This is a genomic window from Gardnerella sp. DNF00571G (genome assembly GCF_049262695.1).
GTDB classification, from domain to species: Bacteria; Actinomycetota; Actinomycetes; order Actinomycetales; family Bifidobacteriaceae; genus Bifidobacterium; species Bifidobacterium piotii.
The window spans coordinates 1444593-1458093 of the sequence record NZ_CP058396.1; the positions used below are offsets into that span (position 1 = coordinate 1444593).

A 13501-nucleotide genomic window follows, 5' to 3' on the forward strand; every position below is an offset into this window, starting at 1 on the left:
GATTAGTGCAAGCATTGCACGTTAAGCTAGCGGCGTGCCGTGATTATTTAGAAAAAATATAAACAATTGTTAATGAAGGTTGAATTTTGTGAATTGTTGGAGAATATAAAACATCTTAAAAACGCTGACTTGCGAAAGCGCCTGTCGGCGCAAACGCCGCTCGCAGCGGCAAAAAATGGAGCCCGGGGCTTAAGCACAAGCCAGCGTCACTCCCGAGTATACATGCTTTTCGATTTCAGCGCGCCGCGCATAATCTAATCAAGTTTGCCTGCTTGCCATAATTTTGCGCCGCTAGCAAAGTCTAAAGAAAGCGCGTGCATGTTTGCGCAAGTGTGCAAAACGTTGGCAATTTTTTGCGCGCTGCTGCTTTCAGAATTTTGCGTCTGGCCTAGTCTTTTTGCGTACGTGCGCATTCCGCGCGAAATAATCGCGCTAAACGCAGAAGCGCGATATAACGCAACAGCAAAATCGCCAGTAAACGCGCCAGAAAGAATCGAGTCTGCAAGTCGCGCAATATCTTCTTTTGTAGGAGACTCGTCAACTCCAGTAATCGCCGATGCGCTAGTGGCCTCTGGCTCGCCAATGCGCCAATATGCAGCGTAAGAGTCGCCATTCTTGCGTAGTGATGTTCTAAGCAAATACAATCGCCAAAGCATTCCAGGAAGAGATTGAGCCTCTGCTTTACTCCACAAATCCGCAATAATCTCAATGCCTTCATTTTCTACCAAGTTAAGCACGCGCTCAACAATCTCGGGAGTTTGCGTTTTATGAACGCGGTTTAGCAAAACGGCAGCTGAAGTGTGACTAATTTCGTTTACGATTTGTGGGTCTGTGCCGCCTTCGATTTGCGCGAGCATTGCTGGGTCCATTTGTGCTGGCCTGCTAGGGCGATTTGCGCCGATTGGACTTGGCATAAACGCGGATGCGCTTGAGTGAATTGAGCCAGATTTTGAATTTAGATTAGTAGACAATTGGCAAAACCTTTTCTATGTTTACGATTTTAGGACCTTTTTTGGAGCTTATAATATGCAAAACTACAGCACTTCCTGTAGGCATGTATGGGGATTTTTGACTAAGTATGCGTTTATTTGCTTTTGGCTTAGAGATATCCCTTAAATGCGCAAAAAATGTTCCAATAATTGGGCGATGCAGGCACATAACTGTTGTTGTTGCGGTTGTTGTTTCTGATTTTGTTTTTGTTGTTGTTTCTGTTGTGTTGCCATCGTTAGTTGTATCTATGAGATTTTTTATTTCACTTGTTAGCACGTTTAGAGTTGATTTTGGATTTTTGTCGTGAAAATCTTCTGTAAGTTCCGCCGCTTTTTCTATGTTGATTGAAGAGTTTTTTGCAAAAGCGTCTACAGTTTCCAAGCATCGTTTCCAAGGAGAAGAAACAATTTTGTTTGGAGCATAGCAAGCAAGCTCGCGACCGAGCGCGTATGAGGCGGCGGACCCAAGAGGTGTGATTGGGCGAGTCGCCTCGCTGCCTTGCCAAGCTTTTCGCGATTCCGCTTTGCCGTGACGCACAAGAATCAGCGTTTTATAATTTGCTTGCCCAGACTCGATTCGCTCAAGGAATGCGTCTAAAACAAGCTGATCGCTATCGTGCGTAAGTTTTTTGCGAGCGTCTTCGGGTGTAAGCCAAATAACATTGCCAATTTCTGTAGGTTTTGCTGGTTTTATTGGGCCAAATGCTGGAAGTCGCTTTATTGCATCGCCTTCGCTGATTTCGCGCATCATCCAATAGTGAATTCGCTTGATTACTTCTGGCTGATCGTTATTTTGCGAGCCGTTTTTTGTGCTGCTTTTTATGCCGTTTTTTGCAGACGATTTTTTGCCTTCGTTTTCGAGTGGATACTCGATTTGCGCAATATGTGGTCCAAGTGTAACTGCGTAGCCAGTCTCTTCGCCAACTTCGCGCACAGCAGTGTGACGATGTGATTCATTGGCTTCGTTCTTGCCTTTTGGCCAGCTCCAATCGTTGTATTTTGGGCGGTAAACAAGGCAAAGTTCTATGTTGCTTTCGTTTAACACTTGATTACAAGCGTTGGATTCGCTGCCAACATTACCGAAATCTTTATTTGGATTTGTGCTGTTCGGATTGCTTGACTTGCTTTCTTTGCTAGCAGTTTTGCGCAAGCGGTAGATGATTCCGCCAGCTGCTTCAACATATCTCTTCGCTACTGTTGCACTCATATTCACTATCTTAGCGTTTTTCTTCCGCAACTTTTAGTTGTGCTTTAATGTTTTATATTTTTGATGTTTTATATTTTGTACACAGGCATGACTGATATAAAAGTGCGTAGAAAAAGGAATGTTCAGTAAGGGATTAAAAAGAAAACCGACTGAAAGCCTTTAAGCGGGAACATAAGAAATAACGACCATACATGAGTAGAGGTACTCTGTGTGGTCGTTTTCTTATACTCAGATACCGAAAAACTTTCGAAGTACTAATCGTTGTCTTTTTGTTTTCATTTACTCATCCGCCTTCTTATTTCCATACAGGGAGCTATCCTATGCGACCATCATAGGTCTTCGTATAGAAGCAACAAGGAAAAGGAATAACCTAACTTTCTGAAGTTGTTTCAGAATGCTCCTCAAAATTTTCTACCTGCTCCATAACCTTTGTGAACACTTCAGGACTATACTGTGGCGGATAGCCGTTCTTAACCAAACAAATCTTTATCTTCAATTTTAACTGATTACGCACATTCTGATTGTTGAGCCAGTCTACAAATGAAGACTCGGTATCTATTATTTCCTTAACTTTTTTAGCAAGTGTCTTGCATTTATCGTTTACCACAACACCGTTAACTTCTTTGTCAATGCCATATTCAAACTTATATTGGTCACGAAGAGCAATCAAAATATCATAGAATGCCTTTTCTTCAAAGGTTAATCCTATTTTACGGAAACTCTCACGATTTTCGTTCATCTGACGAAGTATCACTAAAGCTTGTTCAGTTGCAGCCTTAATAATATCTTCTGAGGCAGCTTCCTGTGTCGCCCCGGCTTCTTCAGCAGTAAGGTGCTTACGTCTTTCATGGTACTCATCAATAGTCTTTTCAATCATTTCTTGGAAAGATTTCGCTGCTAATTGGTTGACCCTGCCATATTCCTTTATTTGCTTACGGAGCATTTTGATAAGTAATTCTAACTTTGTAGCAGGCATTTCTACATCTGATAATTTTTCAAAGTATTCAGGAGAGAAGATATCTTCTTCCTCGCCACTTTCAAGAACACTTTCTACCTTATTGTATTTTAATGCCTCTTCAACCATCTTTGATACCACAAGATTCATAGTTTCAGCATCAACATCGCTGGTTCCGCTCATTTTACGAACGAAACCTGCTATAGCCATAAAGCACTGTGCAAGCGCAGATTCTTCTTCGCTCAGATTCCCAGAAGGTTGGCAAATATCAAAAGCACTTCTCATTCTCTTAACAGACTTTAAGAAATATGTCTTAAACGAGACCTGATTAGTTTTTCCGTTTCCTTCTGTCTGCAAGACCTGTGCTGATGTAAAGACATACTCAGCGGCTTTGGAAAGTAATTTATATCTTTCAGCAGGGTCACATTTCGTATTAAGGAATGGAGCTAAGTCATAATCTGTAAACAGTGTTTTAAGTATTTCAAGCTCTTCCCTGAATGCAGAGGTAGCCTGCTCAACGTCATCCGATGTGGGCGCAACTGATGTATCGCCACCGTAAACCTTCATGGCCTCACGCATATTATCGCGAATGCCAATATAGTCGATAACCATACCATATTCTTTGCCGGGATATTTTCTGTTTACACGACTGATAGTTTGAATCAGCAAGTGCTTCTTCAAAGGCTTATCATTATATAAATATGTAAGTGAAGGAACATCAAATCCCGTAATCCACATATCAACTACGATAACAATATGGAAATTAGACTTTTCCTGTTTAAAGGCTGCATCCAGTTCTTCGCAACGTTTATCATTTTTAACGCCACCAAGATAGTTATACATCTCAGCTTCATCATTACTCCCAACACTCGATACCATAGCCATAAATGGCATAGGCTTTAATTCTTTAAGTTCTTCATCTGTTGCAGTAACTCCGTCAGGAGTTTTCTTTTCTTCAAACCATTCCGGATATTTATCCTTGAATTTCAAAAGAAGTGAATATGCAATTTTTCTGTTAGAGCATACAATCATTGCTTTCTGAATTCTATCTGGGTCACTATCACAAGATGAAATATAATGGTCATGAATATCTATAGCAAGCCTTTCCAAGCGAGAAGGCTCGCCAAGGATAACTTCCATAGAACTCATTGCACGTTTACTGGCTTCAATATCGTCATACGTTGCAGCGTCATCGGCACATTTTTTATAGTAATTTTCAATTTCTTTAGCTTTGGTCTTATCAAGTAACACCTTGGCAATACGAGGATGATACTTAATAGAAACAGTTAGTCCATCTGCGACCGCCTGATCCATAGTGTATCTATCAATTTCCTGACCAAAGGTCTGATATGTTTCGGCAATAGGAGTTCCTGTGAAACCTACAAACGTAGCATGCGGAAATGCTTCCTTTAATACTTTTGCGTATGGCTTTGAAACCATAGCTTTCATATTTTCATCAGCATCTTTACTGAATTGAATCTTTTTAGAATGTTCAAGCTGAGTTCTATGAGCTTCATCAGAAAAACATATAATGTTCTGACGGTCATTGATAAGCCCGATTTTATCATCTTCACGGTCGCAGAATTTCTGAATTGTGCAGATATAGAAACCACCGCTTTGTCTTGCACAGAGTTCCTGTCTTAACTGTGCTCTGTTTTTAACAACAGATACTTCACCAAGATTTAAGAATTCTTTACTTTTGGTAAATAGCTTTGCACCCTGCTTTTGTAATTCTTCTCGATCAACGATAAGAATAATTGTCGGCGAGCCTACTTGAGGAATATTAGAACAACGAAGTGCAAGCTGCCTGGCAAGAAAAGCCATCGTATATGTTTTACCACAGCCAGTTGCTCCAAAATATGTACCACCTTTACCATTTCCGGTAGCGATAGAATTAACAATGCTTTGCTTTAATAATTTTGCAGCAAAAAACTGCGGATATCTACATACAATTTCAACTTCGGCACTGTCATAAATACTATCTTGGAAATAAATATAATCTCTGAAAATCTCTAAAAATCTGGCAGGTGAATATACACCTTTAATCATTGTTTCAGTTTCAGCAAATGGAAGCGTAGAAACCTTATCATCATCATTCACACGTCGCCAAGCATAGAAATGCTCGTAAGGAGTGCGAACTGTTCCAAGCCTTGTCTTCACGCCGTCGGAAATACAGGCAAGAGGACAGTAATGCAATAAATGGGGAATATCTCTCCAATAACGAGTATTAATCTGTTCCCACGCATTATACACTTTTGCATTGGCATCAGCCGGATTTTTAAGTTCGACAACACATAATGGCATACCGTTAACAAACAACAGCACATCAGGTCTGCGATTTTCCTTCTGTCCGTTATTTGTATATTCCACAGTAAACTGGTTCACAACACGGAAGATATTATTATAAGGATTTTCAAAGTCGATGAGAGGTACCATCTTTGCTAAACCATTTTGCGGCGTAAACTGAATACCATCAACCATCCAACCATAGACTTTATGTAAGGTTGCAAAATCACTTTCCGCACCGACAAGACGGACATTGTCGAAAATCTGTGTAACCTCATCTTCGGTAAGTTCTGGATTTGTCTTGGCAATAAACTTTTTGAAATCATCGGCAATCAACACATCTCTTTTGCTAATGCGGTTGATATGATTGCCTGCGATATAATCCCATCCTTCCGCTTCCAAGAATCCAATGAAGGCATACTCATACTCTGATTCACAGTAGTGGCCGTTATATTCCTTTAACTTTGCCATGGATTCCATGGATTATGCCTCCTCCGTGTTTCTTCCTTCTTCGATAGAGCCTTTAATTAAAATAGGGCAGATAGATTTAATCTGGGCTTTTAGTTTTTCATTGATTGACCATCGTTCTTTATAAACCTTATAAAGATTTGCTATAGCAACCTGTTCTGAAAAACTTGGTATTGGTATTTCTATTTCACTTAGGTCATCAAATCCGAAAACAATCGTTGAGCTTCCAAAGGAATTAAAAAGCACTTTTCTTGCAAAACTTTCTCTTTGTAAAAGCATATATAAATAGAATGGATATAGTAACTCTTTGTCCTTCTCTATATAAAATGACTCATAAGCAGGGCTAACAATTACATCTTCAGCTTCGTTTATTACGATACTTAACTTTTTTATTGTGCTATTAATTCTCGAATTATATACGAAATCATTTTTTGTTATTATTTTGAATGTAGATATATCGCCAGAAAACAACCTCATTGGTTCAATAAACAAACCATCATTGTTAAAGCCTTTTACACCAGCTTTGGTAAATTTTTTTTCTTGATTTCTTTTTCTATTCCTTTTAATGTAATTGCCTATTTTATGCCAATCACAAGTCGATAAATCCTCAATATAGGCATCGCAAGTAAGCTTCAAATCTTCCACGCCACGCTCGTAGGCTTTTTGATTGGCCACCATGGCATTATAGACATTCACATACTTTTGCTGTATGGCAAGTGGAGGAAGGTCGATATCCATATCACACATATCTTCCCAGCTAAAAGTTTCTCTAGCTGATCCCCATGAATTAAAACGTGAATAGCGGTCAAATTCCGGACGGTTAAAATATATGTATAAAAAATCAGATGAAAGCAAATCAGTTCTATTTACTTTAAAAACAATATATGAAGACGAAACGATATAGGTATTAACAGTTGTGTTATGTGCTAATGTAATTTTTTCACCGTTTCTCGAAGTAACTGTAACATAAGCAAAATTATCAGGACGCACCAATTTATATGGTGTTAGCGATACATCCTTCATATCAGCTTTAGTTTCAATAAATATCTTTTGAATTGATATTCCTTTAACATCTTCCAACGCGTATTTCAGCTCATCGTTTCTGACATCACATTGCTCAATCAGCTCTCCCAACTTATATCTACTCAATCCCATAGCCGATCCCCCTGAAGGCGTCCTCAAGCATTTTTTGCGACTCTTTTTCCTCATGCAGAAGGTCTTTCATCTCGGCTTGAATGCGTGCCATTTCTTTTTCATAATCTATATCTAAATCATGGTCGATGAACTCGATGTATTTACTTGGCGTAAGAGCCCATCCCTTGCTTTCAATTTCTTCCATCCCGACACTGCGGTAAAGCTCGGGTACTGCATAATTATTGCCGTCTGTGCCTTCACTTTGCCAAGTGTGGTAAATATCGGCAGCATGCTGAATCTGCTCAGCACTAAGTCGTACTTTTTTCTTGTTTTCACCTTTGACAGCATTTTCCGTCCAGGTACGTAAATCCATGAACAAAATTTCATTCTCACGATTACGAAGATTTCTATCGTGGTATTTTCCGCCTTTTTTATTCTGATTCAAAATCCAAAGTGTTACGCTGATGTCCGTTGTAATAAACAGCTCTCGCGGAAGAACAATAATTGCTTCCACCTTGTCATTCTGGATAAGTCTTTTGCGGATTTCCAACGTATCGCTGTCGTTTAATGCACCGTTAGCAAGCAAGAATCCAGCAACACCGTTAGAAGGCTTTAAGTGTGAGAGTATATGTAAAATCCACGCATAGTTGGCATTGCTTTCAGGCGGTGTGCCATAATCTGCCCAGCGAGGATCATTCTTTAGATTTTCATCATACCAACCTTTAAGATTGAAAGGTGGATTTGCCATAATGTAGTTGAAATATAATCCCTTGTGTAAATCATGGGTAAATGAAGAATCATTTGTGCCACCAAGGTTATGACTAATACCACGAAGTGCCAAATTCATCTTTGCAAGACGATAAGTTGCAGCTTCCTTTTCCTGGCCATAAATATTGATGCTATTAAGATTGCCCTGCTTTGATTTCACAAGTTCGGCACTTTGAATGAACATTCCTCCGGAACCGCAGGCAGGGTCGTAAAGTGTGCCTTCAAACGGTTCAATCATAGCTGCAATAAGCTTAACCACATCGTGAGGAGTATAAAATTCTCCTTCTTCTTTTGTTGCATTAACTGCGAACTCTTTAAGAAAGTATTCGTACACATAGCCAATTAAATCTTTTTCTTCGCCAAAAGTCTTGTGGCTTATTTTATTAACTTCATCAACAATTTTCTTGATGTCATTAGCCGCTAAATTACGAGTGGTAAATGTACCCTTTATAAAGCAACCTTTAAGCTGAGGATCTTCCTCTTCAAGTCTGCTTAATGCAGTGTCAAGTGCAACATTGAGTTTTGGAGCCGGTGTGTTGATGATTGTTGACCATCTTGCTTCTACAGGAAGGTTGTATGTTCCATCTGCAAAAGTAGCATCATCAAAGAATGCAGCTCTGATGTTTTCGTCATCAGGGTCTAGCCCCTGCTCAATTAAAGTCTTACGGAGTGATTCGATGCCATCTTCGTATTTCTCACCGATAAAACGCAAGAACACAAGCGTGAGCATCATATCTCTTTTTTCAAAGAATGAGCCGGAATTTCGTGCTGCACGTAAGTAATCTCTACAATTAAAAAGTATGCTATCTATGTTTAATGCCTTTTCAGCAGTTGTCTTCTTCGCCATTACTTTTCATCCTCCGCTACAAATTCCAAAATATCGTTGGGCGTGCAGTGTAAAGCCGTGCAGATACTTTCCACTTTTTCCAGTGATATATATTGCCCAGTACGTATTTTCGTAATAATGTTGGCGGAAATATTGCTCATTCTCATTAAATCCTGATTGGAAATATCTTCTTCAATCATGCGATGTAATAGTTTTTTATAACTAACAGCCATAGTTAGCTCCTTGTTTTAATAATTAAACATTATCACGATTCTGTGAGTATATCAACGATATAAAGAGTTAGCTGTTGCTGTGAAAGTGAAAGACAAATATGACGTGGATTGCGATAAAGCTTGTTGATAATCTCTTAGGTATCGATTTAGGTCATTGCCGATAATTGAATTATCAAAGATAAATAAGTAACAAAGAGCTATAAATTTACGCAAATAGATCAGTCTTCATTAGAATTGTCACAGTTGCTGGAATTTTTGTTTTTATTGACATCTGCATTTTTACTAAAAACTGATAAACAACCAGCACCAACAACAACAGTACCAGCAACGAAACAAAACTTATTTTTTGCGTCTAAGTAACATCTTTTACATAACCATTTCTCGCATATAAGCAATTTCTTACAAAGCTTACAACGATGCTTTTCGCATTCTTTACTCATTTTCTAAACGCTCCGCCCCTAAACACAAGATATCTCTACTCTTATTAGTCAATAGAGCCTTATATGAATCAACTGAATTAATTATCTGTTTTGGCTCTTCAAGCCAAAAATTAATATTTTCCTCATCGTACTTGTAATATTCGTGAATTAATTCAAAAGCAGTATATTTATCACCTCTATAAATTTTGACTTCGTTTAATTTACGTAGAAAACCTGAATAATGCTCGAAAATAGACTTTATATTCTCAAACTTTCCGCGACAATGAAACAGATATGTTCTTAGCCCAAGATATTTCGGTATTATTTTCATATCTTCAGTAATATAAGAAAGTGTTGAATCTACATCATGAATACTTCCGCATACTCTTTTTTTATTAATCCTATCTAAGTCTTTGACTCGGTTATATATATTCGAATACAAAGAGTTAAGACCTTCCATTAAATATGTGTCTGCTTCTTTTAGATATTCTTCTTGTTCTTCTGATGATGCATTAGATGCTAACTTAATCTTGCCTCTTGCATTCATAAACTTATCAATCAAGCTTTCGCTACGAGCGTCTTCAATCATCATATCAATTTTTCTACTTACATCAGCTATTTGTGAAGATATGCGCTGAAGAGATAGTTGTATGCACAGCATTGGAACATTGGAAAAAATTTGTGCTGAATTAGTTGCTTTTCTTAGTATAATAGACTTAACAATACGTCCTTTTGCATTAACAATGTTAGAACAAAAATTGCCAGCACACTTTTTTGATACTTGAATACTATACGTACCATTTTTAAGACCGTTAATAATATCTTCACCAAAATGCGAAAAATCTGCATCAAGCATATTTGGGTCATAATATTCAAGAAAATAAAGCTAACGCTAAACGCAACATACGTAATAACAATCAAATAGAATGTAGTATAACCTAGCTTGCGAAACTACAGATAGGAAACTTATGAGCAAGAAGATTACGCGCGTTACGAAGCATAAAGCTACAACTCGCTCCATTGTAAATACTATTTTGGGCATACTCATTACTCTCGCAATGTCGACATCACTATTTGCTGCCCCCGAGACTGCGTATGCTAGCGAAAATAAAATAAACTCTTGCATTACGGCAACTCAAAAATCCGACAATAGTACCAAAATAATTGTCGCAGGTTCTTGGTTTGACGGAGTTAAAAACTTTTGGAAATCGGTTTTTAAAGATAAAAATAAAGACGGAAAAAAGGATGAAAAAAGTAACGAAAAGGGAAAGAAGGACGAGAATTCAAAGAAACACATCGAAGTAGTAGACGAAGACGGATTAACAGCAGAAGAACGCAATAAAGCAAAATCTGATAACAAAAAGTCTAAGAAAAAGCAGACACGCAAAAAGAAGAAAAATCGTAAAAATCGGAAACGCAAAAACAGCAAAAATGGTATAAAACGCAAAAAGAAAACTACAACGCGTAAGCGCAAACGCGTTAATCGTAAAAGAAAAAATAGTGTAAAAGTATTGCGTTCTAACACTAATCGCAATGCCGGTAATAGTGGCAATAACGGAAATAATGGCGATACGAGTAAAAACACAAGCAATGATCCTAAACAAAATCAAGCACCTACTCCTGCACCGGCACCACAGCAGCAGCCGCAGCAACAGGTTCAAACTCCTGCTCCTGCTCCTGCTCCTGCTCCTGCTCCCGCACCTGCTCCAGCTCCCGCTCCCGCTCCAGCACCTCAACAACAGACGCCACAAAATTCCGGCGCAATGGTTGTTCATCCAGGCGCTTTCTGCAGCTCAGGACCAGGAGTAGAAGCTGTATCACCAAAAGGCGTGCCTATGGTTTGCAGCGACACTGGCGAAGGGCGCACTCGCTGGCGTAGGCGATAATACGGTACATCGTTGCAGTAGCTCGTCTGACGGTGGCGTTTGGCGCGCTTGCGACGGCTGACAGCGACGTTTTGCAACGCAATGGTTGGCAGTAAATTGCGTCCTGCGGTACTTTGTGACGGAAAGATCTCAAACGAAGAGCTCTAGGTTTTATGCCTAGAGCTCTTCGTTTGGGAGTTTGTCTTTTAACACAAAATAATCGAGCGCAAAAATAACTGAAGGGTTATAGGCCAAAAAAGTGTGTAAAAAATCATGTCTCACGCATTGCAATACAAGCGTTTTGCGGTAATCGAATCTGTTTTCTGCACATTCACTGCCCGAGCAAAAAGTGTGTAAAAATAAGCTCATAACCCTTATGGCAGTAAGGCTCGCAGTATATCGAATGTGGGTTATTTCTTATACTAAGCGGCGTTCGAGGCATGTATTAGCTGAATATTTAACAATAAATCGTCAAACGCTGTTACTGGCGCAGTCTACGTACTGCGCGAGTAACGCTAAATCGCAATTATTTGTTATTAACGCAGATTACGTACTGCGCGAGTAACATATGACCGTTGTTTTCTCAGTTTGTTAGCTGAGTTTTTAATGCTGTTTAGATTATGTATTATAGACACATAATATTCATCAGCTTAGCTTTGCACACTTTTGGCCTATAACCCCCTAATTTGAAAAAACCTTACTGAGTGCAAGTATGTAGCTTTTACGTAAACAATATCCATATATTCATAATGGGAAGACTACTAAAGTGCTGTTATTGTTTGCTAATCCTCAAACATCCTAAAACTGGCAAATTATTGCTCAAAAAACCTCCTAAAACTGGCAAATAATTGCTCAAAAAACATCCCAAAACTGGCAAATAATGCTATAATCGTTGTAATATCAACATTAAAAAGAGTAAGCCATGGAACGACTAGCATTACAAAAATTAATCGCCTGGAATAGCAAGCCGAATCGTAAGCCGCTAATTATATGGGGTGCGCGTCAGGTTGGCAAAACGTATCTAGTAAAAGAACTTTTTGCGGAAAAATATTATAAAAATAGTTATATTTACATCGATCTTAAAAAAGAAGATGAGGTTCGTGACTTTTGCGAAAGCACAGCAAACGCAGAAAAGATTATAGAATACTTGTCTTTGCGATTTTCCAAGGCTATAGATGAAGGCATTTTGCTGATTTTTGACGAGATCCAAGAATGCCCAAATATTATTTCGTCGCTTAAATATTTTTGCCAAGATTTTAGAAGAATTCACGTAATTGCAACGGGTTCAATGGTGCGAATCAAATTGCATCGCGAAGCTCACAAGCAAAATTCGTCGAAATCAGCAGTTGGTCAATTCCTCTTTCCAGTAGGCAAAATTGACCAGATAACAATCTATCCAATGACTTTTGGTGAGTTCCTACTAAACAATAACAGTCTTCTATATTCAAAGGTGCGCGAAGCCTATGATTCTAAGCAAGCGCTGCCTACAGAAATTCACAATCTTGCGTTAAATGAAGTGTATAAATATTTGCTGATTGGTGGCATGCCAGAAGCAGTAGAAGCATATATTGAACGTAAAGATTTACTAGAATCGCGTGAGGTTTTGCGCTCGCTTTATGACAATTATCTTGCAGATATGGAGTTGTATCAAGCAAGTGGCGAATCGATTTTAAGATCTCGACTTTTATTTGAGAATATTTTTAGAGAGCTTAACAAGGAATCAAAAAACTTTTCAGCTGGTCTTATTAAAAAAGACAGTAGAACTAGAGATTTTGCGACGTCCATTCAGTGGCTGCTTATGACTCATATTGTTAATCAGTCATTCCAACTCAAAGAGCATATAACCATGCCGCTTATGCAAGAAAACGAAAGTAATTTCCGACTATTTTTGTGCGATATTGGCATGTTCTCGTATCAAAGCGGAGTGAATGCAGCATCTTTTATTTCAAACGAAAGAGACAATACGCTATCTGGTATTTTCTTCGAGAATTACGTTGCAAACGAACTTAGCGCAAATGGTTTAAAACTGTTTTATTGGCGCGGAAAATCAGATTCAGAATTGGAATTTATAGTTGAATCAAATAATAAACTTTTTCCGATTGATGTTAAAAAAGGCAGAGGAACTCTTAATTCTTTAAATAAGTTTGCAATGCATAACAAGTTTGAGTTTGCAATAAAAGTTTCTAAAAATAATTATGGCTATGATGCAAATCAGAAAATCGCGACTATGCCATTTTATTTTATGACGTTCGTGGCTAGCGATTTGGCTGCTGGAACGCTTGAGATTTAGCGACCGCGACTGTGTGTATGTGTGACTGTGTGGATGCGCGCGAAACGCGATTCGTGAGTAT

9 protein-coding genes are annotated in these 13501 nt (G+C 38.6%); 2 read left to right on the forward strand and 7 right to left on the reverse strand.

Annotated features, from left to right (window positions below):
* Positions 1-254: 254 nt before the first annotated feature.
* From HXT30_RS05685 to HXT30_RS05715, 7 genes are all read right to left on the reverse strand, one after another.
* Complete coding sequence (locus HXT30_RS05685) at positions 255-914, reverse strand: hypothetical protein (protein ID WP_016801838.1); 660 nt, start codon at positions 912-914, stop codon at positions 255-257.
* A 46-nt stretch (positions 915-960) separates the two neighbouring features.
* Positions 961-2196 carry an NUDIX hydrolase gene (locus HXT30_RS05690; protein WP_422111515.1) on the reverse strand — a complete coding sequence of 412 codons (1236 nt, stop codon included), beginning with the start codon at positions 2194-2196 and terminating at the stop codon, positions 961-963.
* A gap of 370 nt (positions 2197-2566) precedes the next feature.
* Complete coding sequence (locus tag HXT30_RS05695) at positions 2567-5917, reverse strand: type I restriction endonuclease subunit R (protein WP_422111516.1); 3351 nt, start codon at positions 5915-5917, stop codon at positions 2567-2569.
* Positions 5918-5920: 3 nt separating this feature from the next.
* The gene (locus HXT30_RS05700; protein WP_422111517.1) at positions 5921-7060 is read right to left on the reverse strand and encodes a restriction endonuclease subunit S; all 1140 of its coding nucleotides are present in this window, start codon (positions 7058-7060) and stop codon (positions 5921-5923) included.
* Positions 7047-8654, reverse strand: coding sequence for an N-6 DNA methylase (locus HXT30_RS05705; RefSeq protein WP_422111518.1), 1608 nt, complete (start codon positions 8652-8654; stop codon positions 7047-7049). The genes HXT30_RS05700 and HXT30_RS05705 overlap by 14 nt, the downstream gene beginning before the upstream one ends.
* Complete coding sequence (locus tag HXT30_RS05710; RefSeq protein WP_422111519.1) at positions 8654-8866, reverse strand: helix-turn-helix domain-containing protein; 213 nt, start codon at positions 8864-8866, stop codon at positions 8654-8656. The genes HXT30_RS05705 and HXT30_RS05710 overlap by 1 nt, the downstream gene beginning before the upstream one ends.
* A 432-nt stretch (positions 8867-9298) precedes the next feature.
* The gene (locus tag HXT30_RS05715; RefSeq protein ID WP_422111520.1) at positions 9299-10141 is read right to left on the reverse strand and encodes a hypothetical protein; all 843 of its coding nucleotides are present in this window, start codon (positions 10139-10141) and stop codon (positions 9299-9301) included.
* A 112-nt stretch (positions 10142-10253) separates the two neighbouring features.
* On the opposite strand from HXT30_RS05715, the gene HXT30_RS05720 reads away from it, so the two are divergent.
* Together HXT30_RS05720 and HXT30_RS05725 are read left to right on the forward strand one after the other, a co-directional pair.
* Complete coding sequence (locus HXT30_RS05720; RefSeq protein WP_422111521.1) at positions 10254-11171, forward strand: hypothetical protein; 918 nt, start codon at positions 10254-10256, stop codon at positions 11169-11171.
* Between the two features lie 901 nt (positions 11172-12072).
* A complete protein-coding gene (locus tag HXT30_RS05725) occupies positions 12073-13440 on the forward strand; it encodes an ATP-binding protein (RefSeq protein ID WP_422111522.1) in 1368 nt (455 codons plus the stop codon).
* The last annotated feature ends 61 nt before the right edge of the window (positions 13441-13501 follow it).

Excerpts from the sequence above, each read along its gene's own strand:
- HXT30_RS05685 (WP_016801838.1), bottom strand. The coding sequence starts at position 914 with ATGCCAAGTCCAATCGGCGCAAATCGCCCTAGCAGGCCAGCACAAATG.
- HXT30_RS05690 (WP_422111515.1), bottom strand. The coding sequence starts at position 2,196 with ATGAGTGCAACAGTAGCGAAGAGATATGTTGAAGCAGCTGGCGGAATC.
- HXT30_RS05695 (WP_422111516.1), bottom strand. The coding sequence starts at position 5,917 with ATGGAATCCATGGCAAAGTTAAAGGAATATAACGGCCACTACTGTGAA.
- HXT30_RS05700 (WP_422111517.1), bottom strand. The coding sequence starts at position 7,060 with ATGGGATTGAGTAGATATAAGTTGGGAGAGCTGATTGAGCAATGTGAT.
- HXT30_RS05705 (WP_422111518.1), bottom strand. The coding sequence starts at position 8,654 with ATGGCGAAGAAGACAACTGCTGAAAAGGCATTAAACATAGATAGCATA.
- HXT30_RS05710 (WP_422111519.1), bottom strand. The coding sequence starts at position 8,866 with ATGGCTGTTAGTTATAAAAAACTATTACATCGCATGATTGAAGAAGAT.
- HXT30_RS05715 (WP_422111520.1), bottom strand. The coding sequence starts at position 10,141 with ATGCTTGATGCAGATTTTTCGCATTTTGGTGAAGATATTATTAACGGT.
- HXT30_RS05720 (WP_422111521.1), top strand. The coding sequence starts at position 10,254 with ATGAGCAAGAAGATTACGCGCGTTACGAAGCATAAAGCTACAACTCGC.
- HXT30_RS05725 (WP_422111522.1), top strand. The coding sequence starts at position 12,073 with ATGGAACGACTAGCATTACAAAAATTAATCGCCTGGAATAGCAAGCCG.